Genomic DNA, 25,944 nt, shown 5'->3' with positions numbered 1-25,944 from the left:
CGACGGTGCCGCCTACGCCGACGGTGCCGCCTACGCCGACGGTGCCGCCTACGCCGACGGTGCCGCCTACGCCGACGGTGCCGCCTACGCCGACGGTGCCGCCTACGCCGACGGAGCCGCCCACGCCTCCTTTCCCGCCGGTGTCGCCGACACCGCCGCATCCACCGGTACCGCCAGATCCACCCACGGTGCCGCCGACACCGCCGGTCCCGCCGACACCGCCGGTCCCATCGACCCCGCCGGTCCCACCGACGTACCCAACGGAGCCGCCCACTCCTTCGTACCCACCCGGTTCGCCGACGCCTGGCCAGCCGCCCCTCTACCCGCCGCCTCCGGGACCGCTGGCCCCGTACCCGTCGACCCCGCCCTCGTACCCGTCGATGCCGTATCCGGGACCATCCGGACCGCCGTATCCCCCGGCACCACTCGATCCCCCGGACGCCCCCGGCTATCCCGACGGCACAGTCCCGCCGGGCATGCCCATGCCCCCGCCCGGCATGCCTATGCCGCCTCCGATGAACGGCAGCCACCCGAAGAACAACCTCGGTCGGCACGGCAACGGGCATCGTCGCCCGGATCGCGGTCTCTTCGTCCGCCCGTTCGCAGGCTTCGGTGTGCCCGCCGAGTTCGACCCGGTCACCGGCGCGCTGCGCGCCAACCCGTCCGAGGCGGGCACGCACAGCGGCGTCTACGGTGAACTCGACGGGGTCTCGGTGGTGTTCTATCGACATGACGGCGGGCTCGGCCTGCGTATCGGCGATCGCGCGGTGGATCTGGACGGGCCGGTCGAGGTCGAGTGGGGCACGGTCGGGTGGCGGACCACCCGGTTCGCGGTGGTCGTCGGCGGTGTCGTCTTCTGCGAGCTGATCTATCGCTCGGTGCCGGAGGAGATGGACATCGGCGCGCTGATCCGCGCCGTGCTCGCCGACCCCGTGCGCCGCACCGAGATCTTCGCCGGATGACCGCAAGCCGGCGATACGACAAGGTAACCATCGACCTGAGGAGGAAGGGTGCGTATCGACCATCCGACCGATGACGAACTGCGGGAGAACTTCGACGAGATGCTCCGCTCCGTGCTCACCGGCGGCGGCATCCGCACGGAGACCGGCCTCGACATGAAGACCGAGGACGCCCTGTGGACGATCGCCCGGGCGTACCCCGACGTGCCGGACGCGCTGGTCGACGCCGCCCGCGCGGCCTTCGCCGGCCAGCTCGACGGCTCCAACGCCCGCGAGCGCAAGGAGGCGCTGGCCCGCAAGATCGAAGAGCTCGACCGTCGCCGGTCGGCCCGGTGATCGTCGATGTCACGACTTAAGGTGAGCCCATGACCGAATGGCGCGCGTTGACCGACAGCGAGATCGTCGACCTGGCCACCGGCCTGCGGTCGCTCGACGGCTCCCAGCCGATGGACGCGGTTCCGGGGCTGGCGGAGTCGTTCGGCTGGAAAGTGCTGACCGTCCATCCGGACCGGGCGATGCTGGATGCCGGATTCGGAATGGCCAGCGGGAAGATCCATGGTCGTGACGGCCGCATCGTCGACATCCAGTTGCGCGTCACCGATTTCGCCCCGAACGACGCGCAGGGGCGGGCACTGTCGAGGGACGCGTTCGTCACGATGGTCGATGCGCTGACCGGCGCGCTCGGTGAACCGACCACCCGGGTTCCCGGCGCCGCCGCCGAGATCCGCTGGGCTGGTCCGGACACAACGCTGGTGGTGGCGGATCTGGGTCGCTCGGTTGAGCTGTCCCTGACGGACAACTCCTGGCTCGCTCTGCACGATCAGTCCGTCGAGCTGGACCAGCAGGAGCAGAGTTGACGGGGTGGGAAGACTTCGCCGCGGGTCTGGCCGAGGAACTCGCCGCGCTGCGTGCCGGTTCCATCGTCAAGCTGGTCGAGTCCGGCACCGGTCCGCGGCGGCGCTACGCCCAATTCCTCCAGCTCGATGACGCCCTCTCGGCCGAATTGGTCGACGACGAATGGCTCGATCCCGCCTTGCGCGCGGGCGCCACGGGACGCGCGCTGATCGCCGAGTCGGGTTGGCGGCAACGGGATGCGAGCCATGTCAACTGGTGGACCGAGCTGCCCTGGCCCAGTTCCACCGCCGGATACCGGCGGCTGTCCGACATGGTCGTCACCGGGTTGCGCGATGGGTTCGGTATCGGCGCCCCTACCGCCTTGGCCTATGTCGCGTGGAATGAACGTTTGGAAAATCGAGAACTGGACCTGCCGCTGCTCGGCCTGCGGCAGGAGCCCTGACCCGCGCACCGGCGCGGTACCAGGATGAACGACGGACGAAGCAGGCATCACGGCGTGTGCGCCGGCTCCGATGCGGTGGATGAGGGGATTTCCGCGACGTGACCAACCCAGGCGGCCAAGCATCCGACGAACCCGCCGATGCCCCGGAGCACCGCGAAGCCGAGACTTATGTGACGCCGTCCGCCGAAGCGGCGGATTCGGCCGAAGCGGCATCCGAGGACACCGCGTCCGAAGCGCAGGAGCCCGATGTCGGTTTCACCTTGTCCGCGGCGGCTCCGGTCGAGGATGTCGCCGAACGAGCCAAGGCGCTCATGCACCAGGTAGCCCGCGAGCTGGGCGCGGGCGGCCCGCCGGGGTGGCAGCGGGTGGACGCGGTGTTCACGCTGACCGTGGCCGCGGAGGTGGCGCTGGCCGTTTACTTCGACGACCAGGAGCGCGCTGTGCGCGTGACCCCGGAACCCGGGATCGTGGCGCTGGTCCGGGAGCATCGGCAGCTGGCGGCCGGACTCGGTGACGGCCCATGGTGGCGTTTGCTCTTCACGCTGACCAGCGCCGGTCGGATGGAGGTCGACTACGACTACGGCGACGAGCCGTTCCCGGACGATCAGCTGTTCCCGCCCGAGGTCTACCTCGCGGATCTGGCAGCGTTCCCACGGACTTCACTGCCGGTTTGGCTCGGCGCCTATCTGGGGCACGGCGACCGCCAGTCACGGCCCCCGCAGGTGGCGGCGGCGCAGGCACGGGCGGATCGGGAGGCGGGCGTGCATGCCGTGCCGTGCGAGGACGAACTGCCCCCGTTCCCGCTCATGGCCGCCCGGTGGGCGGTGCTCGCCGCGGCGTTCGTCGCGGCCGAATCCCAATGGGGCCCACGCCTACTGCCCTCGGTGGGCTGGTTCGAGGGCGCCAAGCGCAGCGGCTGTTCGCTGTACGCGCTGCCCGGTGGACGGGCGGTGCTCTCGGGCGGGGTGTGGAACGCGCCGGAACTGGCGGCGGCCTACAACGAGGGAGTCCGCTTGCCCGATCTGTATGCGGGCGCACCGGAGTGGGTGGCGGGCCAGGTATTGAACCACCGCTGTGCCAGCGGTCTGCTGTCGTTCTGCTACTGGTGGGAGAGCGGCCGCTGGTACCGCGGTGAGTCGCCGGGGCCGGGCCGGTTCGCCGAAGCGGTGCCGGGCGTGTGGACCTCCGAGACCGTCGTGGACATCGTCGCCAACCTGCTCGGTGACGACGTGGACGCGAGGCGGCGCGCCGCCGTCGGCGACCTCGTGTCGGCGGCCGAGCGGGGCATCGTCACGCGGGACATTCTCACCGGTGTCTTCGGTGACGACGGCGAATTCGACGTCGACGGCGCATTCTTCCAGCTCACCATGGCCGGGGTGACGATGACCGCGCCGGAGCCGATGGCGCAGGAGGAGGCGATCGCCTCGGTAGCGCGGTTCATCCGGAACAGCGGCGCCGACACCGCGGACTATCCGCTGGAGGACTTGCGCGCCGATCGGCTCAGCGTCGGCTGGATGGTGTACGTCCCGGTGGAACCAGGGGAGATCGCGATCGGCCGGGCGATCTACTACATCGCCGATGACGGCGTGCTGGAACGGTCTTCGTCCTCGGTGGCGCCGTCGGTGTACCTCGCCGGTTTCGAGCGGAGGTTCCGGGACCGGCACGGTCCGGTGGGCGCGCCCTGGCCACACGACGAAAAGCGCTGAGCCACAAGAATTCATCTTCGGAGTAAACCGGCTGGTCAGACGCGGCGGGCAGCGCGTAAGCGCGCACCGGGATTCGGGTCTGTACATGCGGAGACAACCCGACTGACCATAGAATCGTCGGTGCGTCGTAAGCCGATATTTGGTGTGCCGTAAGAACCGGCTGCCATATTGACGTGTGGCGCACCGCCGGTCGCGGCACGCCAGCGATGAGGAGGGTCGTCAGCGTATGAGTTGCCGGGCGCAGCAGCGTGATCCCGTGCGCGGGGGCGGACGGGGAACCGCGCCGTGGCGCGCACATAGCCGTCGCCCACGTCGGGAGTCTATGCAGTTGTGCGGGTCGGAGCCTCTGTCTCCGGGATCGGACCTCGGCATCGTATCCGCCCGCGCCGTCAACGCTCATCTCCAGTACTTCCCAATGTTGGAAACAGGGGGAAGGTGCTTCCGAATCACCGAGCCGGAAGGGGTGTGGCATGTCTGAAGAGTCGAATCCATCGAATCCGTGGAGCGTCCTGTCCGCCGAGGCCGGGAACGGCACTTTGGAGCTGCGGCCCGGTGCGCTGGAAGGTTTGATCAACGCGGCGAACGGGGTTCGCGTTCGCGTCGCGTCGGTCAAGAAGGAACTGTCGAAGATCGATTCGCTGCCGCCGTTCGCCGCCTTGCTGCTCTCGGCGGAGGCGCTCGCTTCTCGTTTCTCCGAGAAGGGGCGAGAACTCGGGAGCATTCTGGACGACCACATCACCATCCTCGACGACCTGACCGATACTTTGTTCGCGGCGGCCAGGCACTACCGGGGCACCGAAGAGGACAGCAGGGTCGATTTCGCCACGCTGGAACGACGGGTAAGTGAGCACAAAGGAATCACCGAGAACCTCGCGGACCGGCCGGGTCCCGCTGGATTGACCACCGCGGGTGACGGCAGCGGAAATACCTATGCGCATCCGGATTGGAACGAGGTCGGTAACCGGCGGCCGGAAGAGAATCACGGATTGCCGACCAGCTTGGCGGAGCCGGGCGAGGTGAAATTCGAACCCCGCGGGGTGCGTGCGGACGATCCGGAGAATTTCGTCTATTCCCAGTATCAGACGATCATCACCTCGATCACCGGCGGCAGTCCGTCCATGCCGATCAAAGTCGCGCAGGCCGCGTCGGATTGGCGATGGCTGGCGGGAGAACTGAAGGAAACGTTCGACATCCTCTCGAATCAGATGACGACCAGTCGATCGAGCTGGACGAGTCCGAACAACAACGGCGGTGCCGATCGAGCGCGTCAAGCGATCACCGCGTATGGCACCGGCACCGATCAGCTGAACACGAACATGAAGCTCATCGGGGACAGCCTCGAATACGTGTCGGAATGGTTGTACACAACCGGAGTGCGCCTCCAGCAGGGTGACGACTATCCGCCGACACGAAACTCCGGCGAGACCGACGACGCGTACCGGCAGCGGAAGGAAGAGGCCGCTGTACGGAATTACGTCAGGGCGATGCAAGAGGTATACGTTCCGGGCATCGAGGCCACCGACCAGGTCATCGCGATACTGCCGGATCCCATTCCGCCCACGTCCGGTCAGGTACCCGGGCCGGGCGGTCCGGGGCCCGGCACCGCCGCCGGGCCCGGGCCTGGCCCCGGTACCAGCGCCGCGCAGCTGGCCGCGATGCAGAGCGCACAGCAGCAGAGCGAGCAACAGCGCAAGGCGTTGGAAGCCGCGCAGCGGCAAGCGCAGCTGGACGCACAGCGCCGAGCTGCCGAACAGCAGCAACAGCAACAGCAACAACAGCAGCAGCAACAACAGCAGGCCGCCCAGCAAGCTGCCCAGCAAGCGGCGCAGCAACTCGCCCAACAGGCACAGCAGGCTGCGCAGCAACTCGCGCAACAGGCGCAGCAGATCGGCCAGCAGGTGGCCGGCGCCGCGCAGCAAGCCGCGCAGCAAGCTGCGCTGGCCGGACTGCCGGGTATGCCGAATATCTCGGACGCGGCGAAGAAACTCGAGTCGGCGCTGGCCAAGGGCGGTGGTGGGCCCGGCGGTTCGGCCGGTGGTCTCGGCGCGGCGAAGTCCAATGCAGGCCAGAATCTGGACAAGGCGTCGAAGTTGTTCCCGCGGGCACAGACCAACGCTGTGACAGCGGCCACCGACGCGCGCGCGGGTCTCGCGGCGGGGCAGAGCATGGCGGGAAGCCCGATGGGCGGAATGCCGATGGGCGGTCCCGGCGCCGCGCAGGGCGGACAGCAGAAGGAACACAAGCGCGCCGACTATCTGGATTCCACCGAGCATTTGGAAGAGGCGCTGGGTGATGCGCCCGTAGTGGCGAAACCGGTTGTCGAGCAATGATCGACACCTGGGAGTTCTCCGGCCTGGAATTCGTCGCGGCGTGGAACGCCGTGAACGAGAGCCTGCCGGATCCGTTCGTGTACGTCAGCGGCACGACTTACTACGACGACGCGCGGAGGCAGAAGAGCGAGGCGTGGCAGCGGATTCGGACACGGTGGGGCCGTGAATTGGAGGAGTTGATGTCGGTGCTCGCGGTGCCGGACATTCGGCTGGTGGTCCGCGGCGTCGACGGCGGTGCGGCGCGGAATTCGATGGGCTCGATCCGCATGCTCGCCGGACGCAGGGGAGACCGCGCCTTCCTGGTGACCCAGAAGCCGAATCGCACGGAGCGCCGAACCGAGGGATTCACGGTGGTCGAACACGACGTGCTGGCGCTCGGTGACGTCGTGGCCGCCGCTTTACCGAAGGCCGACGCTGGTCAGCGGCCTGCCTTCGATCTGGCCGAGCCCGAGGGCGACGGTCTGGACCATTTCTACGGCCGTTCCCTCGTCAACGACGTCGAAGATCGCGCGGCGAGCCGGAGGGAGTCCTTCGAGCGGGCACCGGTCGCCACGGCGGGCACGATCGTTGTCGAGCAAGGATATTCGCGATTCGGCCCCCGCGGTATCACTCGAACGCATTTGGCCTGGCGCGATCTCGTCGATGACGGGCGGTACGTCATCGTGCCGAGCAGGCCGCCGACGGTGGCGGCGGCGGACGTTCGGCGGCTGGCCGACCTGATCAACACGCGGATCGCCGAGGTCGTCCAATCCATCAAAGACGAACGATTGTGATCGGAGAGTGTTGCCGATGACCGCATCGCAGCCGGGGCAGACGGGTGAATTCCCGACGGAATTCACGGCGACTTCGCTCACGGGCTCTATTTCGGTGCGTACCACCGAAATGGGTCTGCCGTTGGGTGTAAAGGTCGACGCCGATCAATTGCGTCGGGATCCGGAAGCGCTGGCGGGTGACGTCCTGCGGTTGTGCAAACAGGCGGCGAACCGTGCCGGCCTGGCGCGGCGAGCGCAATTGCGGCAACTGGGATTCAGCTCGGAGATGCTGGCACTGACCGGTCTGCCCACCGAACAGCAGGTGGCGACGCAGGAGATCATCGACGAGCAGGACTACGACACCGAACCGCAGAGCTGGCTGCGATCGGTCTGAGCGACAGCGGAATTCGGAGGCGGCATGGTCGAGACAATGGACGAGCTCATTGCTCGGGTGCAGAATCAGCTCTACCGGCTCACCGATCTCAACGATGCCATGAATGGTATCCGGGTCACCGAGACATCGCCCGACGGATCGGTATCCGCGGAGGTGGACGGAAACGCCGCGTTGGTAGGGCTGAGATTTACCGGTGCGGTATCGAAACTTTCGCCGGAAGAGTTCGAGAAAACGGTTGTGGACACCGCGCGAGCGGCCGCCCACAAGGCTTTCGCGAAGCGTGGTGAACTGATCACCGCATTCAATGAGGAAGCCACCGGTTGGTCACCGGATGTTAACCACGTCGGGACCGCGATTCGCGGTCGTCGCTAGGTAGAGTTGAAAACGAAACATCGGGGGATGTTTCGGGATTGGACGATGATCATGAGCCACATTGAAGTAGTCCCGGATGCGCTGCGTGTATACGGAGGCGAGTCGGCGGCCATGGCCGCCGGTGTCGGTGCGATCGCGGCGACCGACCAAGCCGCCACGGTCGCCGCGGTGGTCCCGGTGTTCGGCCTGATCGGCCAGGAGTTCCTCGTCTCGTACGCCTTCGCGCAGGCCAACCACCTGTCGTCGGTGGCGCAGCTCGCCGCCGTGCACGCGGGCACCGCGTTGACGGCGCATCAGGCCGCCGCCACCTACGAGGGCACGGACACCGCGTCGGGCGCGGCCATCGGAGCGATCCGCACGCGGTCATGACCTCGCCGGGAGCCATTCCGCCGCCCGGCGCCGATCCACTGGATCCGACGGTCCTGGAACTGTTGCGGGGCAGCGCTCTCGCGCCCATGTTGGACATGCCGGTGAACGATGTCCTGCACAGCATGGGGCTACCGCACCTGCCGCAGATGCCCGCCTTCGTGCAGCTGCCGGAGCTGCCGCCGCTACCGACGATCGATCTCGGCGCGCTCATGCGCCCGCTCACCGATCTCGCCTCCGCGTTCGGCACCGGGCAGCTCGGCTCGCCGCCGCCCGCGCCGGTACAGGCCGGTGCCGCCGCGCCCGCGCCGCCGGCCGACCCGACCCAGTTGCTGCAGAACGTGTCCACCGTGATGCAGACCGTGATGCAGGTCGGCTCGTCCCTGGTGCAGACCTTGATGACGGTGTGGCAGGGCATGGCGGCGATGGAGGCCGCGAAGAAGGCCGGTGCGGCGCAGGCCGACGCGGACCAGCTCGCGGCGCAGAGCACACAGGAGAAGTCGGTGCTCACGGGCGCGGCGGGCAGCGTGTTCACCGGTGCGGGACTGATGTCGGCGGTGCTGGCGAAGTTCTCCACCACGATGGCCTTCGCGCCGCTGCTGGCGGCCTCACCGGGAGGCCAGGGCTTCCTGGTCGCCTCCGCCATCGAGGCGATGACCGAGGCGCTGGCGATCACCGCCGAGACGAAGGCCGAGCTGCTCGGGCACAGCGCGAGCATGACGCAGGCGGGACAGAAGGTTCCGATCACGAACGCGCCGACGGGCGTGAAGTCGGCCGAGCAGCTGACCCAGTTGATGAGCATGATCACGCCGCTGATCAGCACGGCGGGCCAGGTCGCCCAGTCGCTGGGGCAGTTGGCGGCGGCGAATCCGTCGCTGCTGGCGCCGAAACCGATCAGCGCACCCGGCGGCCACGAGGCCGCGGGTGAGCCCGAGGAAAGCGAGGAAGCCGGGCAAGGCAAGGGCACCGGTGGTGCGGGCGGCGCCGGTGGCATCGGCGGTGGCGTCCCGGGTGCGATCGCCGCGGCTGCCGCACCGCTCAACCCGTGGCCGGGAACCCGGGTCGCGGGCGGTTCGCTCGGCAGCATCGGCGGTGTGCCCGCGGCAGGTACCGGTACCGCGTCCACGGCCTCCACCGCGACGAGCACCACCGCGGCGGGGACCGGGACCGGTACCGGGTACATGCCGATGGGCGGTGCCATGGGTGGTGCGGGACTGGCCCGCGACGGCGAATCGACCACCGACGCGCTGCGCGGCCAGATGGTCACCGGCCAGCACGGCGACGAAGTGGTCGGCCGGATCGAAGGGGTCTCGCTGCCGGTGGTCGGCGCGGCCGATACGACATCGGAACCACCGCCGGATAAGGAACTCACGCTCTGACGCGAGTGCCGAGCACGACACAGGAGGGTCTTATGAGTGACGGGCGGGGTGAGGTGTACGACAGCGTGCAATTCGACTCGGTCACGGCGGGCAGGGCGTCTTCCGGGCTGGACGCGCTGGCCGACCGGCTGGTGTCGGATCTGCGCTCCGCGGAGGAAGCGCTGACCGTCGTTCCGGCGGGCGCCGACGAGGTCTCCGGCCGGGCCGCGCAGACCGCGAACGACGTGGCCGCGTCATATCTGGGGGGCGCGCAGGCAGGCGTGCACGAATTGCGCAAGCTGGCGGCCGCGTTGCGGCTGCACTCCAGCCAGTTCGACGGCATGGAATCGGCCAACACGGCGGATTTCGACACCACGGGCGGCCGGTCCGCCTGACCGTCCCGGCGTGGTCGGGCAACCGAAAGGTCTTCCGCAGCAATGATCGAACCACCGCAGCCAGGTTTCACCGGCGTGGTGTGGCCCGCGCGACCGCCCGAGCGGCTCGCGCGCGACCTCACCACGGGGCCGGGCGCCGTGCCGATGGCCGAGGCCGTCGCCGCATGGTCGCGCCTCGCCGCGTCGTTCGGCGCCGCGGTGGTCGAGTACGAGAAGGTCCTCGCGGACATGCGCGGCGCTTGGCGGTCGGGGCGCAGCGACGAGGTGCTGCAACGCATTACGACCCTGCGTGACTGGCTGATCGACGCGGCCGCCGCGGCGGCGGCCAACGCCACCCGGTTCCAGGCGCAGGTCGCCGCCTACGAGATCGCCCGGCTGGCGATGCCGAATACCGCGGACCTCCAATCCCTCCAGCAGGTCCAGCGAATGCTGGAGTCGATGGGCGGCATGGTCGGCGCGCCGATCCGGGCGATCGCGGCGGAGACGGACGCCGAAGCGGACGTGGCGAAGGCCGTGGCCTCGCGGGTCATGCAGAACTACGAGATGGCCACCGAGCCCCTCGCCGCGCCGTGGCAGCAGCAGCCGCCGCCGGTGGTGGCGCCGGAACAGGCGCTGACCGCCGAACGGACCGCGGCACCGATCGAGGCCGTGCTGCCGCGCGGTGCCGCGCCGATCGGTGCGATGCCGATCGGGACGGTGCCCATCCCGGCGATGCCGCGGGTGCCCACCGCGTATCAGGCGCCGGTGTACGCCCAGTCGGCCGCGACAGCCGAAGTGGCGCCGCGCGCTACGCAGGCCACCGTGAGCGCAGGCGGGCAGCCCGCTCCGCTCGTTCCCGGTGCGCTGGGACAAGCCGCTCCGGCCCAGGACACCGCTCGGTTTCCGCGCGCGGGCCTACCCGGGCAGGCGAGCGATCAGATCGGCTTCGAAGGTGGCATCCGAGCGGCGCCCGCGGTGCTCGGTGCCCCGGAGCCCGCGCCGACGGAGACCACCCCAGGGACGGGAGGTGCGGCGTGACGTCACTGACGAACGATGCGTTGCTCGTCGTCGCCGAACGGCTCGGCGTACAGACCCTGCCGCTGGCTCTGGCCGTTGGACCGCAACAGGATTCGATCGAGGGATATCGTGCCGCGCGGGAGCGTGCGGTAACCGCTCTGCTCGGCGACGGCCTGCTCGACGCCGAGGGCGAAGTCGAATCGGAACTGGCCGCCGCGCTGTTCGTCTTGGCGCAGCCGGACCGCGAACTCGTCGCCCGCGTCTACACCGAAGACGGTGCACGCCGCTTCTGCCTGGCGCGCAGGGGAGAGCAGCACGCGCTCGCCGTCCGCTCGGGTGACCGTTTCGAGGTTCATCCGATCTGGGCCGACGGGTCGGACGTGTCGCTGGCTCGTCCGCTGCTGGCCGGGCTCGGCCCGTGCGAGCCCGCCGAGATCGGCGGATTCAGTGCCCTCGCCGCCGAATTGGCCGACCGCCTGGACGCGGCCGAGGGCTCCAGCGGCTACGCCGACGCGATGTATGCCATCGGCGTCGGCGAGCGCGACGCCGCCGTGCTCGGACTCGCTTTCGGCTCCTGCCGCGCCTATGCCGAGATCGTGGCCTACGCCCATCGGGACGGGCTGACCAGCAGGGCGCCGGGCGCGGTGGTGGTGTACGACACCGGCCGCGGGCGCATCGTCGCCGCCCCAATGGTCTCGCCGGATCAGCAGATCTGGTCGACGGTCACGACGGGCACCGACCACCGGGTGACTCAGGCGGTCGCCACGTTGCTGGAAGGGCTGCCCGGGGGGAGGTGGCTGTCACCGTAGCTCTCGGTCGCAAGTAACTCGGTTGCCTCATTGCCCGGTGAGATCGTCCGCATCTCGCCATCACCAGTTCTGACGGAAGGATCAACGAAATGGCTTACACAACTCTCGGCGACGGCTCGGGACAGACCTACGGTGTCGAAGAGGGCGGCATCGACAGCGTCGTCAGCCGCATGGAGGACTCGATCTCGACGCTGCGCACCTCGATCAACCAGATCGACGAGTCGGTGCAGGCCGTCGCGCGCGGTTGGCAGGGTGACGCCCACCGCGAATTCAACACCGCGGCCACCGAGTGGCACGACGAGGTCACCGCGCTCAACGGCAAGCTCGACCGGCTCTCCCAGGCCGTCACCTCGGGCAAGAACACCATTGTCGGCTCCGACCAGGGTGGTTTGTGACCCCTGGACGGTGTTGCCGTCCAACCGGATCACCACCCCCACGACCAGAAGGAAACAACGATGACGATCAAGTACAACTCGCCCGCCATCACCGAGATGGTCGGTGACCTCAACCAGTACGGCTCCAACATGAAGGCGCAGATCGACGAACTCAACGGCGCGGCCGCCGCGTTCCGCGAGAACCTGCAGGGTGAGCAGGCCGTCACGAACTTCGACACCGCGCACAAGAACCTGACCACCGAGCTGGAGGACACCCTCCAGAAGCTGGACAACCTCGCCACCAAGGTGGAGAACGCGCTGGGGCGCGCCATCGAGGCAGACGGCAAGGTCGGCGACGGTTTCGCCGCTTTCTGATCGCACGAACGACGGCCGGCTGGAACGGTAAGGGTTCCAGCCGGCCGTTTCGTGTGTCCGCCGGTCAGCGCGCCGCGAGCGATTCCCCGATGTAGTGCATCTCGTCCGGCGTGGTGACCATCAGCACGGTCGCGCTTCGCGCGGCGGTGCGCACCGTGATCCGGTTGGGCGCGTCCGGATCCTGCACCAGCGTGACGTCCGCGTCGATCGACCCGCCGGGATCGTCCGGCCGCCGCACGTGCACGACCGTCGCACCGCCCGCGTGCGCGATCGGCGGGATCCCGTCGAACACCAGCACCGTCGTGCTCGGATAGGGCGCGGCGGGCGGCGGCGGGGGAGCGGGTGGGTGGTAGCTGGCGCCCGCGGCGCGCGGCGCGATCGAAAGTACGTGCGGCGCGTCGAGATTCGTCACCATGGTGTGCCATGCCTCGGGCCGGGCGGTGTGCACGATGGCATGGGCGCCCAGCGCGGTGGCGCGCAGAATCACCTGCTGGGCGAGATCCAGGTTGCCGATCACCTCGAGGTGCCGGGTGCCGTCGCCGATCAGCGGCACCGCGATCCCCTGGCCGCGCTCGTCGGCGCCGATGAGCTGACCGCAGCCGGCCGTCGGCACCGCGAACTCGGTGAGCGCGGCCAGGGTGCCGCGATAGGCGATGTCGCTGCCCCAGCGGCCCGCGTAGCCGATGGGCAAGGTGTCCAGCAGGATTCGCAGCTGGTTGCCGACCAGCTCACGCAATCCGGGCAGCGGCGGTTCCTCCGGCGCAGCGACGGTATCGAAGCGGACGACCGCGTTGAGCACCACGGTGTCGGCGAAATCGGTGTGTCGATCGTGCCTGCCCGCTCCCGGCCGCAAGCGCAGCGTCACCGTGGTGGACAAGCTGGGCACCGCCCAGATGCCTGCCAGTCCGCGCGGACCGATCATGTCGGCCGCGATCTGGTACTGGGTGAGAAAACGGCCTTGATACTCCAGCGATTTCGGGGACTCGACGAGCTGGTCGACATCGAAGCCGTGGGTGAGCTGGCGCACCGCTGTGTTCATCTCGGTGGCGGTGAGCACCGACGCGGCGATGTCGTGCGCGGCGAGCCGGTTGGCGACCCGGCGGGTGGCGATGATCGCGGTGCGCAGCGCGCCGCTGCCACCGCCGCCTCGGTGGTCCACCGCTTCGGCGTTGGCCAGCGGATCCATCCGCAGCACCAGCCAGCAGGTGCGGTGTGCGATGGCGGGCAGCGGGCCGAGGATGCGGTCGTAGAGTTGTGCGGCCACGCCGGTGCCCGCGGTGCGCGCGCCGGTGCTGACCACGTCGATACTCGCCAGGGTCAGATCGAATTGGTCCAGGCAGCGGGCGATCTCGGGCAGCGGGAGCAGCTGGTCGGTGCTGAGCGAGCCGCGATCCAGCAGCGTCAGCGTGTCCGGTGGGGGATCGATCCGGAGCATGGTGAGCAGCAGGTCGCCGTCCCAGCGCACGCCGTAACCGCCGCCCTCGGTGAGCGGCACGTCGAGTGCCGGTGCCTGCGTGAGGCGTTCGGCCGGGCGCAGGCCGAGGCGCTTGCGAGCGATCGCGCTACCGATGCGCGCGGCGGGTGTACGGCCGCCGATCGGCGCGAGACCGGCCAGCGCTGTCGCCGCCCCCGCGGCGATCGCGCCCCAGGCCGAATCACCGAACGCGAGAACAATCCACGCGACGCCCGCCGCCGATAACGCGACGGGCACGATCACCCGGAGCGGAAAAATGCGAAACAACCAGAATTCCGGATCTCGCAGAGTGTCATAGTCCGATCGACGTGCATTTCTCGGCGCATCCGATATTTCGCCGACAGTTGTCTCGCCGTTCATCGTCTCGTTCACCATTATTCGCCCCTGCCTCGCCTGCGTGCGGCCGTCGTCGATCGGCTTCGTATTCCATCGGTTCAGGGCCGTCGGTGAATTACGGTACCGTGTCGAGGAGAATGGTGATCGATAGCTCGATGGAGACCATGTGCCGGCACAGCTGACCACCCGCGCCCAGGTCAACGGATACCGATTTCTGTTGCGCAGGCTCGATCACGCGCTGGTGCGCCGCGATGTTCGCATGTTGCACGATCCGATGCGTTCCCAGATCCGCTCGCTGCTCGTCGGCGCGGTGCTCGGCGTACTCGTGGTGGCAGGCGCCGCGATCCTGGCCTTCCTGCGGCCGCAGGGCGCGATCGGCGACGCCCTGATCGTGTCGGGGAAACAGAGTGGCGCGCTGTATGTGGTGGTACAGGGCCGAGATGGCGACAAGACCCTGCATCCGGTGCTGAATCTGGCATCCGCACGGTTGATCACCGGGGCGAACGCCGAACCGCACGCGGTGAAGGACGACAAGCTCGACGATCTGCCGCGCGGACCGCTACTCGGCATTCCGGGCGCGCCCGGCGCGCTACCGGGTTCGCGGCAGGGCAGCAACTCCGAGTGGTCACTGTGCGAGACCATCGCACTGTCCGAAGGCGGTAGCGCCGCCTCCTCCTCGGGCGGGACGACGACGGTGATCGCAGGTCATCCCGCGCTCAACGGCCGGATCAAGACCTCGAATCAGGACGAGGCGCTGCTGGTCCGGCGCGGTGACAAGACCTACCTGGTCTACGACGGCAAACGCGCCGAGGTCGACCCGGCGAATTCGGTGATGACCAGGGCGTTGGACCTGAAGTCGCACCGGCCGCGTCCGGTCGGCACCGGCCTGCTCGGCGCGACGACACAGGTGCCCGCGCTCACCCCGCCGCAGATCCCCAGGGCGGGCGAGCCGGGTCCGGGCCCGCTGTCGAGCATCCCGATCGGCGGCGTCATCTCGGTGTCCGGTGTGGGCCCGGACGGCGGTTCCGCGCTGTACGTCGTGCTCGCCGACGGTTTGCAGCCGGTATCGCCGTTCGCCGCGCAGGTGATCAGGTACGCCGATTCGCACGGCATGCGGGAGATCGCGACCATGCCACCCGATGTGCTGGATCGGGTTGCGGTGGTGCGGCAATTGCCACTCGACGACTTCCCGGTGCGAACCCCGCGGATCCTGCCTGCCGAGGACGCGCCCGTGGCATGTGTGGCCTGGGCGAAGTCACCGGGCACCGCTCCCGGGCAGAGCGAGGACAACACGGGCGACGGTCCTGGTGAACGGGCAACGGTCAGCCTGCTGGTCGGCACACGCTTGCCGATCACGGAATCCGCGCAAGCCGTCGAGCTGTCCACCTCCGACGGCGTCGGCGACCGGGTCGACGCGGCCTACATCGCACCGGGATCGGGCGAGTTCGTCCAGGTGACCGGCATGGAGCCGGGCAGTCCGCGCCGCGGCAGCCTGTTCTACATCGCCGACACCGGTGTCCGCTACGGCATCCCGGACGCGGCCACCGCGAACGTGCTCGGGCTCGGCAACACCCCGCGCCTCGCGCCCTGGGCGATCATCGGCCAGATGGTGCCGGGGCCCACTCTGTCGGCGCGAGACGCGCTGGTCAGCCACGATGCGCTGCCCAACCCTTGACGCGCGGCGGACCGATCACCGGCCCGCCGCACCTCGAGGGGTGAACTCGGTCCGTCCAGCCGACGGCAGCGGCTGAACTCCAGCCCACGGCAGGGCTGAACTCGGTCCGTTCAACCGACGGCAGGGACTGAACTCCAGCCGACGGCAGGGCTGAACTCGGTCCGTCCAGCCCATGGCAGCGGGTTCGGTCCTCAGTCCGTCCACCCGACGTTCAGGGTGCTGAGCAGGCCGGACAACGCCAGCTCCATGTCCGACGCCTCGATGCGGCGCAGCACCGCCTCATCGATATCGGTCAGGTCCAGCGATTCGTCGTTGGCCAAGCGGAATTCGCGCTCCTCCTCGGCCGCCTCGATCACGTTGCGGACGAATCGCCCGTTGCCCGCCAGGTCGACGCCACGGCGCGGCTGACCGCTCTGGTCGGTGCTCTGCATCGCGTACAGGCGCTCGCAGGCCCGTACCAGCTGCTCGAGCGCGCCTTCGGACAGGTCGGAGTCGCGCTTGCGCGCGATCACCTGACCGATCTGCCCCAGCTCGTCCGGGGTGTAGGAGGGGAACTGCAACCGCTTCGAGAAGCGCGACGCCAAGCCGTCGTTGGCGGCGAGCAGCCGGTCGATCTCGCCGTCGTAGCCCGCGATGATCACGACGAGTCGATCCCGGTCGTTCTCCATGCGCGCCAGCAGCGTGTCCACCGCTTCGCGGCCGAACGCGTCGCCGCCCTGCAAACCGGTCTGGATCAGCGTGTACGCCTCGTCGATGAACAGCACCCCGTCCATGGCGGTGTCGATCAGCTTCTCGGTCTTGATCGCGGTGCCGCCCAGGTTCTGGCTGACGAAGTCGACGCGCTTGGCCTCGACCACCTTGTCGGTCTTCAGCAAACCCACACCGCAGTAGATCTTCGCGACCACCCGGGCGATGGTGGTCTTACCGGTACCGGGCGGCCCGGTGAAGGCCAGGTGCTGGCCGCGCGGCTGGCTCGCCAACCCCTTCTCGGCCCGGATCTTCGCCAGCTGCGCCGACGATTGGAGCTTGGCCACCTGGGTTTTCACCGAGGCCAGACCGATCTGCGAATCCAGCTCGGCACGAGCCTCGACGAGGATCTTCTTCGCCCGGTCCTGGCTTTCTTCCTGCTCCATCTGCTCCATCGACGGCGAGGACGCCGGGTCCCACTTGTCGGTGCGCGCATCGATCACCTCGCGGCTGGTGACGGTGATCCGATAGGTGCGGTCGCGCATCGCGGCCGCGTTCGCCTCGAAATCCGGTGCCTGCGAGTACACCTTCTCGAACAGCGACTGGGCTTCCTCCTCGTTGCCCGATTCCCGCAGGCACAGACCGCGGCAGAACATCGCGGTCGAGCGGGCCGCCGGGATCGGGCCCGCCTCGGCCTGCTGCATTCGCCGGATCGCCTCGCCGAACAAGCCGAGCTGCGCGCACGCCGTGCCCACCATCACGTGCGCGCCCGCCGCCAGGTACGGGTCCTCCCAGTCCGCCGAACCCGCCAGCACCGCCATCACATCGGGCCAGCGCTGGGTGTTGTAGTGCAGTACGCCACGGACATACGCGCAGATGCGGTCGTCGATCTCGCCGTCGGGATTGCTCAATTGGCCACGTCGGAACGTGTCGAGCTCGTCGAGCACGCGCTCGGCCTCGTCGTACTCCTTGTCGGCGATCAGCTGGGACGCCCAGGCCAGCGTGATCTCGGTGTGGTTGGCCAGCGGGTAGTCGATGTACAGACCGGGCACGAACCGGCCCGCGAGTTCACGCGGGCGCAGGCCGAGCCTGCGCTGCTCGCGATAGAGCGTGCTCGTAGCGGTCTTGTACAGGTTGAACAGAACGTCCTTGGTCAGCTCGCCCGCGGCGGCGCGGCCGAGCCATGCGTCACACATCGTGGGATCCCACTCCGTGGCGCGCTGAAAAGCCAGTTTCGCGTAGTCGAGATCACGTGCGGATTCTTGCCCCTCGATGGACAATCCGAGCGACAGGATTCCGGCATCGAATGCGCGTTGTGCTTGACGGTTGCCGGTCATTGCTGTCGAACCCCGAAATCTTCGTTTCTCATAGTAGAGACGTTCATCTGGATACCAGACTACCGATCGCGCGTGGCCCGGTGCGTCCGTTACATTAGGTTCAGCTGCCGGGAGGTCGCAACGCAAGAGTCGGCTATGTGTGAGAGTGCTTGACGAGTGGTGAAGTCGTTCACTCAGGACGTGTTCCAGCAAATGTTGTCGATGTGTGATTCATTGTTCCGGATGAGGGCGGGGGATGGTTGCCGTTGATCGAGTCGGCGAGCGTTACACGTACCACCGAGCCCGTATTGAGTCGTGTTTCGGTCATCGGCGGAAACACTCAGGTCGATGTCGGATTGCCGGCTACCGTGCCGATCGCCACCTTCATCGGCGATCTGGTGGCGCTGATCGAATCGCGAAATCCGGAGCGACCCGAGACCGAGGAGGAGTCGGCGCCGCTGGACGCGCGGCACTGGACGCTGGCTCGGCTGGGCCGGGAGGCGATCGCGCCGAGCCGCACACTCACCGAGGCCGAGGTCTACGACGGTGAACTGCTGGTGCTGCGGTCGGTCACCGCGAAGGAATCGCCCGCACTGTTCGATGACGTCATCGACGCGGTATCGCGGCTCACCACAGAGGATTTCCAGAGCTGGTCCGGTCTGGCCGCCCGCTGGATGGGGCTGATCGTCTCGGCGCTCGCCGTGCTCGCCGCGCTGGCCGTGCTGGTGGTCTCGCGCGGGAACGGCGATCCGCTCACGCCCGCTTTCGCCCTGCTCGGCGCGGGCATCGCCGCGTTCGTCGCGGCGGGTATCGCCGCGCACAGGTACACCGACGCGGTGACCGCGACTTGGCTGTCGCTGGACGGACTGCTGCTGCTGTTCGGCGGCGCCGCACTGCTGGTGCCGGGGACGCTCGGCAGTCCCCATCTGCTGCTGGGCAGTTCGGTGCTGCTGATCGCGGCGCTGGTGGGCTACCGGGTCACCGGCACCGGCGCGACGCTGTTCTCCTGCGCCGCAGCGCTTGCCGTCATCGCGTGCGTCGCCGCGGCGATCTACCTGATCTGGCATCCGGGCCTGCCCAAGCTGTCGGCCGGTCTGCTGGTGACGGGCATCGCGATCATCTCGGCGGTGCCGAGGCTGGCGGCGGTGCTCGCGCGGCTGCCGATTCCACCGGTCCCCACCGCGGGCGGCGCGATCGACCCGGCCGACCACGAGCCGCGCCCGACCATCGAGGGCATCGGCGCCATCGGCGCCAGCGCACTGCCCTCGGCCGCCGGACTCGGGGTGCGGGCCCGCGTGGCCAACCGGTTCCAGTCCGGCCTGATCGCTGCGTGCACCGTGAGCGCCGTCATCGGCGCGTTCGGCGTGGCCGATCCACTGGGTTCGGCGCGCTGGCAAGGGATCACGCTGGCGGTCGTCACCGCGATCATCCTCGCGCTGCGCGGCCGCTCGTTCGCCGATCTCACCCAGGCGGCGACGATGATCGCGGGCGGGTGCCTGACCTCCGTCGCACTGGCCGTCGGGTTCGCGGTGGGCGACTCGGAGTACACCCTGCTCGCGGCGGGCGTGCTGCTGGCGTTCGCGACCGGCGTGATCGGCTTCGGGGTGATCGGTCCGCACATCGAGGTCACGCCGGTGACAAGGCGGATGATCGAGGTCTTCGAGTATCTGCTGATCGTGTCGGTGATTCCCCTGGTGTTGTGGGTGATGAACATCTACTCGATGGCCCGGAACATATGACCGGCAGCGCCTTCCGCCGGAGAGTCATGCGGATGGCTTGCGCCGCAACAGTTGTCGGCGCCGGAATCGGTATGCCGTGGCCGAGCGCGCAGGCGATCTCGCCGCCGGCGATCGATCCCGGCGCACTGGGCGTCGCACAGGGTTTGAGCGTGCGGCCCGCGCCGCTGGAGCCGACCGAGCAGCGCGCGGTCTGCGCCGAACCATTGCTCACCGGCGCGGCGCCCAGCGAACCACCGATGGCGCAACGAGTGCTGGATCTGCCGTCGGCGTGGCAGTTCAGCCGCGGCGCCGGGCAGAAAGTGGCCGTGATCGATACCGGGGTGAATCCGCACCCGCGGCTGCGTTCGCTGCAACCGGGTGGTGATTTCGTCTCCGACAGCGACGGAACAGCCGACTGCGACGGCCACGGCACCTTGGTGGCCGGAATCATCGCGGCCCAGCCCCATCCCGGCGACGCCTTCGCGGGCGTCGCGCCCGACGCGGACCTGCTCACCATCCGGCAGCTGAGTTTGGCCTACGAGCCGAAGGACCGCGGCCGGGACGATCCGCCGGGCAAGATCAGCAGCGACGGCTACGGCAGCGTCCTTACGCTAGCGGCGGCAGTCGTCCGCGCCGTCGATCTCGGCGCCACCGTCATCAACATCTCCGAAGTCGCTTGCACCGCAGCCGGATCGGACACCGCCGACGCCTCGCTCGGCGCGGCGGTGAAATACGCTTACGACCGCAATGTCGTCGTGGTCGCGGCCGCGGGCAACCTGCAACCCGACGGCGCGTGCTCGAAACAGAACGAGGGTTCCGGGTGGGGCTCGGTGACCACCGTCGCGAGTCCGGCCTGGTTCACGCCCTACGTGCTCTCGGTGGGCTCGGTGGACTCGACGGGCCAGGTGTCCGAGCTGTCGCTGCACGGCCCATGGGTGGCCGTCGCCGCGATCGGCCGCAATATCGTTTCGCTGGACAGCAAGCCCGGCGCCACCGGCGTGGTCGACGGCGTGCAGACCACCGAGGGAATCAGGGCTGTGGAGGGCACCAGCTTCGCGGCGCCCTACGTGGCCGGGCTGGCCGCGCTGGTACGGGCGCGCTTCCCGGAACTCACCGCACAGCAGGTGATGGACCGCATCATCCGCACCGCGCACGGACCGGGCACCGGACGCGACGACCGGATCGGGCACGGCCTGATCGATCCGCTCGCCGCGCTGACCGCGCAACTGCCGGAGAAACCCGTGAGTGCGGGCGCCGACGCCGCGCGAGCCGTCGCCGCGCCGGTGATTCCGCCCGGCCCGGACCCGCGGCCACGCCGGATCGCCGTCATCGGCTCCGTCCTCTGCCTGGCCTGCCTGGCCATCGGCGTGGCGGTGGCGATGCCGTTCCGCCGGTCCGGGCAGGACCTGAACGCGGAATTCGATCCGTAGCGCGAGCGGCATATCGATCGCTCGCCGCCGACCGAACGAAGGAACCATGGCTACCGAAGGCTTTGTGCGCCGCCCACGCATCGCACCGCCCCGGGCACCCGGCGGCGAGGTGGCGCTGACCGCTCCGCCGGAGATCGCACGCGCGCTGCCCGCGCCGCTGATGATGAAGCTGATGCCGATCGTCATGGTGGTCGCGGTGGTCGGCATGATCGCGATGATGGCGATGATGGGCCGCAACCTGCTGGCCAATCCGTTCATGATGATGTTCCCGATGATGATGCTCATGTCGATGGTCGGCATGATGGCGGGCTTCCGTGGCGGCGGGCCCAAACGCGCGGTCGAGCTCAACGAGGAACGCAAGGACTACTTCCGCTACCTCGACCAGGTCCGCAAGGAGGTGCGCCGCACCGGCGGCAAGCAACTGGAGACGCTGCGGTGGAGTCATCCCGAACCGGCCGACCTGCCCTCCCTGATCGGCACGAGGCGGATGTGGGAGCGCAGGCCGAACGACCCCGACTTCGGGCACGTGCGAGTCGGCGTCGGCAGCCACCGGCTGGCCACCAAACTGGCGCGCCCGGAGACGGGCCCGCTGGAGGATCTGGAGCCGGTGTCCACCGTGGCGCTGCGCCGCTTCGTGCGCACCCACTCGGTGGTGCACCGCTTGCCGACCGCCGTGTCGCTGCGCGCGTTTCCCGCGATCAACATCAGCGGCCGCGGCGAAGACGCGCACATGCTGGTGCGCGCGATGCTGATGGAGCTGGCCGCCTTCCACGGTCCCGACCATCTCGCGATCGCGATCGTCTGCTCGGACCCGGACGGCCCGGCCTGGTCCTGGGCGAAATGGTTACCGCAACTGCAACATCCCACGCAGCGCGACGGCATGGGCTCGGCGCGGATGATGTATCACTCGCTCGGCGAGCTGGAGACTGCGCTGGCGGCCGAGCTGCTCGAGCGCGGCCGGTTCATGCGCAACCCCCAGCCGACCCAGGGGCGGCTGCACTTGGTGGTCGTCATCGATGACGGCTACGTCAGCGGCAGTGAACGGCTGGTCAGCGAATCGGGCCTGGATTCGGTGACCGTGCTGGACCTCACCGCGCCGGAGGGCGGGCTCGCGGCGCGGCGCGGACTGCAACTGGTCGCCGCCGACGGTGAGGTCGCCGCGCGCAGTGCGGCCGGAGTGGAGAAGTTCGCCACCGCCGACGAGGTGAGCACCGCCGAGGCCGAGTCCTTCGCCCGATCGCTGGCCAGGTACCGGCTCGCCACGGCGGCGCAGATCGTCAGTCTCGGCGAGGGAACCACCACCGATCCGGGACTGATGGCGCTGCTGAAGATCCCGGACGCCGCCCAGATCGATCCGGCCAGGGTGTGGCGTCCGCGCACCGGCAGGGAGCGGTTGCGGGTTCCGATCGGCATCACTCCCGACGGCACGCCGGTGGAGATCGACATCAAGGAATCGGCCGAGAACGGCATGGGCCCGCACGGCCTGTGCATCGGCGCGACCGGCTCCGGAAAGTCCGAATTCCTTCGTACTTTGGTGCTTTCGCTGGTCACCACACATTCCCCGGACGCGCTGAACCTGGTGCTCGTCGACTTCAAGGGCGGCGCGACCTTCCTCGGCCTCGACTCGCTGCCGCACGTCGCCGCGGTGATCACCAATCTGGAAGAGGAACTGTCGCTGGTCGACCGCATGAAGGACGCGCTGGCGGGTGAGATGAACCGCCGCCAGGAGCTGCTGCGCTCGGCGGGCAACTACGCCAACGTCACCGACTACGAGAAGGCGCGTGCCGCGGGCGTGCCGCTCGACCCGCTGCCCGCGCTGTTCATCGTGGTGGACGAGTTCTCCGAGTTGCTCTCGCAGAAGCCGGACTTCGCGGAACTGTTCGTGATGATCGGCCGGCTCGGCCGGTCACTGCACGTGCACCTGCTGCTGGCCTCGCAGCGCTTGGAGGAGAACAAGCTGCGCGGCCTGGAGTCGCACCTGTCCTACCGCATCGGCCTGCGCACGTTCTCGGCGAACGAATCGCGGGCGGTGCTCGGCATCACCGACGCATACCACCTGCCGAGCGTGCCCGGTTCCGGCTACCTGAAGAGCGATGCGTCGGATCCGTTGCGGTTCAACGCCAGTTATGTGTCCGGCCCTTACGTCGCGCCGCAGGGAGCGGTCACCGGAGAGGACGGCAGTCCGGTCGCGGGTCACCGGCCCGCGTTGTTCACCGCCGCGCCGGTGGAACTGCCCGAGCCGATCGACACCGAGGCCGAGGCGGCGCCTGCCTCGCCGTCGAACCCGCTGCTGGAGCTGCCGCCGCCACCGTCGGCCCTCGGCAGCGTGCCCGGCGCCGAGGAGGGTATCCCGGACACGCTGCTCGACGTGGTCGTCAAGCGGCTCACCGGGCACGGCCGCCCGGCGCACGAGGTGTGGTTGCCGCCCCTGGACGAATCCCCGACGGTGGACATGCTGCTGCCGGACCCGGACTGGCGTTCGCCGGTCAACCGGCACGGCCAGTTGTGGATGCCGATCGGCGTCATCGACAAGCCATACGAGCAGCGGCGTGACGTGCTCACCATCAATCTGGCGGGCGCACAGGGCAATGTCGCGGTGGTCGGCGGCCCGCAGTCGGGCAAGTCGACGACCTTGCGCACCATCATCATGGCGACCGCGGCCACGCACACCCCCGAACAGGCGCAGTTCTACTGCCTGGATTTCGGTGGCGGAAGCATGGCGGGCCTGTCCGGCGTGCCACACGTGGGTTCGGTGGCCGGCCGCCTCGACGGTGACCGGGTGCGCCGCACCATCGCCGAACTCACCACGCTGATGCGCCAGCGCGAGGAGCGGTTCGCCGCCCTGGGCATCGAGTCGATGGCCGAGTTCCGGCGGCGCAAATTCGGCGAAGGGCAGCGCGTTCCGGACGGCGCGGCCGGACCTTCCGATCCCTTGGCCGACGACAAATTCGGCGACGTGTTCCTGGTGATCGACGGCTGGGCCGCGATCCGCGAGGAGTTCGACATGCTGGAGCCGCAGATCAACGCCATCGCGGCGCAAGGCTTGTCGTTCGGCATCCACCTGATGATCGGCGCCGCGCGCTGGGCGGAGATCCGTCCGGTGGTCAAGGACCAGATCGGCACCCGCATCGAACTGCGGCTCGGCGATCCGTCGGATTCGGAGATGGGCAGGCGCACCGCGCACCAGGTTCCGGTCGGCCGTCCCGGTCGCGGTCTGACCCCCGAGCAGCTGCACATGCTGATCGCCCTGCCGCGCCTGGATTCCGACTCCGATCCGGGCAGTATGGCCGACGGTGTCGCGCGGGCGCGGGCCGGACTCGAGCAGCAGTACCCGAGCAGCCGCGCGCCCGAGGTACGCATGCTGCCGCTGCGCTTCGGCAGGGACGAGCTGATGGCCTCGGCGAAGGCCCAAGGTATCGAGCTGAGCCCCACCCGCGTCGTCGTCGGTCTCGGCGAGGCCGAATTGCAGCCGCTGGTCCTGGATTTCGGCGTCGAGCCGCACTTCATGGCCTTCGCGGACGTCGAATGCGGCAAGACGACGCTGCTGCGCAACATCGTGATGGGGGTGGTCGAGCAGTCGACCACCGAGCAGGCCAGGATCATCATGGTCGACTACCGCCGGACCATGCTCGGCGTGGTCGAGGGCGACCACCTGGCCGGCTACTCCACGTCCTCGCAGACCTGTGCTCCGATGATCCAGGAGGTCGCCGGGTATCTCGCCAAGCGGATTCCCGGCTCGGACATCACCCCGCAGCAACTGCGCGAACGCAGTTGGTGGAGCGGCCCCGAGATCTACATCGTGGTGGACGACTACGACATGGTGGCCACCGGCACCGGCATGAATCCGTTCGCGCCACTGCTGGAATACCTGCCGCAGGCCCGCGACATCGGCATGCACCTCGTCGTCACGCGCCGCAGCGGCGGCGTCTCCCGTGCGCTCTACGACCCGATCCTGGGCACCATGAAGAACATGTCGGTGGAGACGTTGATCATGAGTGGGTCGCGCGACGAGGGCAAGCTGATGGGCGACGTGCGGCCCAGCAAATTGCCTCCCGGTCGCGGCACCCTGGTCTCGCGCAGCAGAGGTATCGAGATGGTGCACATCGCGCACCTGCCGCCGGTCTGATCGGCGCGCCGTCGAACCCCTCGCGCGCCGCATGCCTCCGGCGCGCACCGGGCGGCCCGCGACGGACGTACCCCAGCCCGCGCGCTTCGGTCAGTTGTTCGGCCGTGGTGTGCGCAGGAACGCCGAGGGGGCAGCATGCGCCACCGCCGAAACCGGCACGGGCAGTTCGTCGTCCCAGCTGTCGACCCGCCGTTCGAACAGCGCGCGCGAAGGTCCCACCGCGAGCGGCCCCGCGATGCGCACCAAGCGGAATCCCGCCGAGCGGTAGTAGTCGTGCAAGTCGGTGTTGGTGGTCCAGGCGTCCAGCCGGACCCACTCGCGCCGCTGGTGGCGGGCGAGCATTCCGGCATGGGCGAGCATCCGGTGACCGACACGATGGCCCGCGAAGCGCAGGTCCACGATCATGAAATGGACGATCACCGCGCCGTCGAGTTCCCACCGCGACCACAGACCGGCATCGGCGCGGTCGTTGACCGTGATGGTTCCCGCCGGCTCGCCCGCGATCTCGGCGATCCAGGTCTCACCGGCGTCCAGCGAGCGTCCGACGGCGCGGGCGAAGATCTCGATGGGCAGGCCGCGTCCGGCGACCGTCCACTGATCGGAGCCGCGCGCGGTGAGCCATGCCGTGCGCTGCACGCGCAGGCGGCAGATCGTGCCGAGATCTCCTATTGTCGCCTGGCGCAGCACGATCGTCATGGG

At 68.9% G+C, this 25,944-nt stretch carries 23 protein-coding genes; 20 read left to right on the top strand and 3 right to left on the bottom strand.

Translation table 11 applies throughout. The features are described 5' to 3' along the window. Positions 1 to 515 precede the first annotated feature (515 nt). The 16 genes from ABZ420_RS19655 (at position 516) to ABZ420_RS19580 (ending at position 12,483) form a co-directional block, all read left to right on the top strand. The gene (locus ABZ420_RS19655; protein WP_357124477.1) at positions 516 to 962 is read left to right on the top strand and encodes a hypothetical protein; all 447 of its coding nucleotides are present in this window, start codon (positions 516 to 518) and stop codon (positions 960 to 962) included. Between the two features lie 48 nt (positions 963 to 1,010). Next, on the top strand, positions 1,011 to 1,295 hold the full coding sequence (locus ABZ420_RS19650) for a hypothetical protein (protein ID WP_040864907.1): 285 nt from the start codon (positions 1,011 to 1,013) through the stop codon (positions 1,293 to 1,295). Positions 1,296 to 1,324: 29 nt separating this feature from the next. After that, entirely contained in the window at positions 1,325 to 1,816 is a 492-nt protein-coding gene (locus ABZ420_RS19645) for a DUF6301 family protein (RefSeq protein WP_357124473.1), read from the top strand. Further along, positions 1,813 to 2,256: a hypothetical protein gene (locus tag ABZ420_RS19640; protein ID WP_357124470.1), complete on the top strand. Its 444-nt coding sequence runs from the start codon at positions 1,813 to 1,815 to the stop codon at positions 2,254 to 2,256. The genes ABZ420_RS19645 and ABZ420_RS19640 overlap by 4 nt, the downstream gene beginning before the upstream one ends. A gap of 98 nt (positions 2,257 to 2,354) precedes the next feature. Beyond that, positions 2,355 to 3,962 (top strand): hypothetical protein, encoded by a 1,608-nt coding sequence (locus ABZ420_RS19635; RefSeq protein WP_357124467.1) that lies wholly within the window; start codon positions 2,355 to 2,357, stop codon positions 3,960 to 3,962. 470 nt (positions 3,963 to 4,432) lie between these two features. Continuing rightward, on the top strand, positions 4,433 to 6,292 hold the full coding sequence (locus ABZ420_RS19630; RefSeq protein ID WP_357124465.1) for a hypothetical protein: 1,860 nt from the start codon (positions 4,433 to 4,435) through the stop codon (positions 6,290 to 6,292). Continuing rightward, positions 6,289 to 7,065, top strand: coding sequence for an ESX secretion-associated protein EspG (locus tag ABZ420_RS19625; RefSeq protein WP_357124462.1), 777 nt, complete (start codon positions 6,289 to 6,291; stop codon positions 7,063 to 7,065). The genes ABZ420_RS19630 and ABZ420_RS19625 overlap by 4 nt, the downstream gene beginning before the upstream one ends. A 16-nt stretch (positions 7,066 to 7,081) precedes the next feature. After that, a complete protein-coding gene (locus ABZ420_RS19620; RefSeq protein ID WP_357124459.1) occupies positions 7,082 to 7,438 on the top strand; it encodes a hypothetical protein in 357 nt (118 codons plus the stop codon). A gap of 24 nt (positions 7,439 to 7,462) precedes the next feature. Next, positions 7,463 to 7,810: a YbaB/EbfC family nucleoid-associated protein gene (locus ABZ420_RS19615; protein WP_357124456.1), complete on the top strand. Its 348-nt coding sequence runs from the start codon at positions 7,463 to 7,465 to the stop codon at positions 7,808 to 7,810. Positions 7,811 to 7,861: 51 nt separating this feature from the next. Continuing rightward, positions 7,862 to 8,179: a type VII secretion target gene (locus ABZ420_RS19610; RefSeq protein WP_357124453.1), complete on the top strand. Its 318-nt coding sequence runs from the start codon at positions 7,862 to 7,864 to the stop codon at positions 8,177 to 8,179. Beyond that, on the top strand, positions 8,176 to 9,555 hold the full coding sequence (locus tag ABZ420_RS19605; protein WP_357124451.1) for a hypothetical protein: 1,380 nt from the start codon (positions 8,176 to 8,178) through the stop codon (positions 9,553 to 9,555). Before ABZ420_RS19610 ends, ABZ420_RS19605 begins: the two co-directional genes overlap by 4 nt. Positions 9,556 to 9,587: 32 nt before the next feature. Further along, on the top strand, positions 9,588 to 9,929 hold the full coding sequence (locus ABZ420_RS19600) for a PE family protein (RefSeq protein ID WP_357124448.1): 342 nt from the start codon (positions 9,588 to 9,590) through the stop codon (positions 9,927 to 9,929). 42 nt (positions 9,930 to 9,971) lie between these two features. Further along, complete coding sequence (locus ABZ420_RS19595) at positions 9,972 to 10,946, top strand: PPE domain-containing protein (protein WP_357124445.1); 975 nt, start codon at positions 9,972 to 9,974, stop codon at positions 10,944 to 10,946. Beyond that, positions 10,943 to 11,734, top strand: coding sequence for an ESX secretion-associated protein EspG (locus ABZ420_RS19590; protein ID WP_357124442.1), 792 nt, complete (start codon positions 10,943 to 10,945; stop codon positions 11,732 to 11,734). Before ABZ420_RS19595 ends, ABZ420_RS19590 begins: the two co-directional genes overlap by 4 nt. 89 nt (positions 11,735 to 11,823) lie before the next feature. Next, positions 11,824 to 12,129: a WXG100 family type VII secretion target gene (locus ABZ420_RS19585; RefSeq protein WP_062971803.1), complete on the top strand. Its 306-nt coding sequence runs from the start codon at positions 11,824 to 11,826 to the stop codon at positions 12,127 to 12,129. Positions 12,130 to 12,189: 60 nt separating this feature from the next. Next, positions 12,190 to 12,483, top strand: coding sequence for a hypothetical protein (locus tag ABZ420_RS19580; protein ID WP_062971801.1), 294 nt, complete (start codon positions 12,190 to 12,192; stop codon positions 12,481 to 12,483). A 64-nt stretch (positions 12,484 to 12,547) separates the two neighbouring features. On the opposite strand, the gene eccE is transcribed toward ABZ420_RS19580, so the two are convergent. Further along, positions 12,548 to 14,194: a type VII secretion protein EccE gene (gene eccE, locus ABZ420_RS19575; RefSeq protein ID WP_357124438.1), complete on the bottom strand. Its 1,647-nt coding sequence runs from the start codon at positions 14,192 to 14,194 to the stop codon at positions 12,548 to 12,550. A 265-nt stretch (positions 14,195 to 14,459) separates the two neighbouring features. On the opposite strand from eccE, the gene eccB reads away from it, so the two are divergent. Beyond that, complete coding sequence (eccB, locus tag ABZ420_RS19570; protein WP_357124435.1) at positions 14,460 to 15,968, top strand: type VII secretion protein EccB; 1,509 nt, start codon at positions 14,460 to 14,462, stop codon at positions 15,966 to 15,968. Positions 15,969 to 16,159: 191 nt separating this feature from the next. Here the strand turns inward: eccB and eccA are convergent, their stop codons facing one another. Then, the gene (gene eccA, locus ABZ420_RS19565; RefSeq protein ID WP_357124432.1) at positions 16,160 to 17,992 is read right to left on the bottom strand and encodes a type VII secretion AAA-ATPase EccA; all 1,833 of its coding nucleotides are present in this window, start codon (positions 17,990 to 17,992) and stop codon (positions 16,160 to 16,162) included. A gap of 239 nt (positions 17,993 to 18,231) precedes the next feature. Between eccA and eccD the strand changes: the two genes are divergently transcribed. The 3 genes from eccD (at position 18,232) to eccCa (ending at position 25,245) form a co-directional block, all read left to right on the top strand. Continuing rightward, a complete protein-coding gene (gene eccD / locus ABZ420_RS19560) occupies positions 18,232 to 19,710 on the top strand; it encodes a type VII secretion integral membrane protein EccD (RefSeq protein ID WP_357124429.1) in 1,479 nt (492 codons plus the stop codon). A 71-nt stretch (positions 19,711 to 19,781) separates the two neighbouring features. Continuing rightward, complete coding sequence (gene mycP / locus ABZ420_RS19555; protein ID WP_357124426.1) at positions 19,782 to 21,119, top strand: type VII secretion-associated serine protease mycosin; 1,338 nt, start codon at positions 19,782 to 19,784, stop codon at positions 21,117 to 21,119. Between the two features lie 46 nt (positions 21,120 to 21,165). After that, positions 21,166 to 25,245 carry a type VII secretion protein EccCa gene (eccCa, locus tag ABZ420_RS19550; RefSeq protein ID WP_357124423.1) on the top strand — a complete coding sequence of 1,360 codons (4,080 nt, stop codon included), beginning with the start codon at positions 21,166 to 21,168 and terminating at the stop codon, positions 25,243 to 25,245. A 90-nt stretch (positions 25,246 to 25,335) separates the two neighbouring features. On the opposite strand, the gene ABZ420_RS19545 is transcribed toward eccCa, so the two are convergent. Then, on the bottom strand, positions 25,336 to 25,941 hold the full coding sequence (locus tag ABZ420_RS19545; protein WP_357124420.1) for a GNAT family N-acetyltransferase: 606 nt from the start codon (positions 25,939 to 25,941) through the stop codon (positions 25,336 to 25,338). Positions 25,942 to 25,944: the final 3 nt, after the last annotated feature.

The sequence above is a fragment of the Nocardia sp. NPDC005745 genome (assembly GCF_040630775.1).
Taxonomy (GTDB): domain Bacteria; phylum Actinomycetota; class Actinomycetes; order Mycobacteriales; family Mycobacteriaceae; genus Nocardia.
Note: the sequence above shows the minus strand (reverse complement) of the source record. Positions and strands in the feature narration are given on the sequence as shown.

What these genes read in the sequence shown, in the direction of transcription:
- ABZ420_RS19600 (WP_357124448.1), top strand. Translation starts at nt 9,588, where the DNA reads ATGAGTGACGGGCGGGGTGAGGTGTACGACAGCGTGCAATTCGACTCG.
- mycP (WP_357124426.1), top strand. Translation starts at nt 19,782, where the DNA reads ATGCCGTGGCCGAGCGCGCAGGCGATCTCGCCGCCGGCGATCGATCCC.
- ABZ420_RS19610 (WP_357124453.1), top strand. Translation starts at nt 7,862, where the DNA reads ATGAGCCACATTGAAGTAGTCCCGGATGCGCTGCGTGTATACGGAGGC.
- eccCa (WP_357124423.1), top strand. Translation starts at nt 21,166, where the DNA reads ATGGCTACCGAAGGCTTTGTGCGCCGCCCACGCATCGCACCGCCCCGG.
- ABZ420_RS19630 (WP_357124465.1), top strand. Translation starts at nt 4,433, where the DNA reads ATGTCTGAAGAGTCGAATCCATCGAATCCGTGGAGCGTCCTGTCCGCC.
- ABZ420_RS19620 (WP_357124459.1), top strand. Translation starts at nt 7,082, where the DNA reads ATGACCGCATCGCAGCCGGGGCAGACGGGTGAATTCCCGACGGAATTC.
- eccA (WP_357124432.1), bottom strand. Translation starts at nt 17,992, where the DNA reads ATGACCGGCAACCGTCAAGCACAACGCGCATTCGATGCCGGAATCCTG.
- ABZ420_RS19605 (WP_357124451.1), top strand. Translation starts at nt 8,176, where the DNA reads ATGACCTCGCCGGGAGCCATTCCGCCGCCCGGCGCCGATCCACTGGAT.
- ABZ420_RS19595 (WP_357124445.1), top strand. Translation starts at nt 9,972, where the DNA reads ATGATCGAACCACCGCAGCCAGGTTTCACCGGCGTGGTGTGGCCCGCG.
- ABZ420_RS19585 (WP_062971803.1), top strand. Translation starts at nt 11,824, where the DNA reads ATGGCTTACACAACTCTCGGCGACGGCTCGGGACAGACCTACGGTGTC.
- ABZ420_RS19625 (WP_357124462.1), top strand. Translation starts at nt 6,289, where the DNA reads ATGATCGACACCTGGGAGTTCTCCGGCCTGGAATTCGTCGCGGCGTGG.
- ABZ420_RS19545 (WP_357124420.1), bottom strand. Translation starts at nt 25,941, where the DNA reads ATGACGATCGTGCTGCGCCAGGCGACAATAGGAGATCTCGGCACGATC.
- ABZ420_RS19655 (WP_357124477.1), top strand. Translation starts at nt 516, where the DNA reads ATGAACGGCAGCCACCCGAAGAACAACCTCGGTCGGCACGGCAACGGG.
- ABZ420_RS19645 (WP_357124473.1), top strand. Translation starts at nt 1,325, where the DNA reads ATGACCGAATGGCGCGCGTTGACCGACAGCGAGATCGTCGACCTGGCC.
- ABZ420_RS19580 (WP_062971801.1), top strand. Translation starts at nt 12,190, where the DNA reads ATGACGATCAAGTACAACTCGCCCGCCATCACCGAGATGGTCGGTGAC.
- ABZ420_RS19615 (WP_357124456.1), top strand. Translation starts at nt 7,463, where the DNA reads ATGGTCGAGACAATGGACGAGCTCATTGCTCGGGTGCAGAATCAGCTC.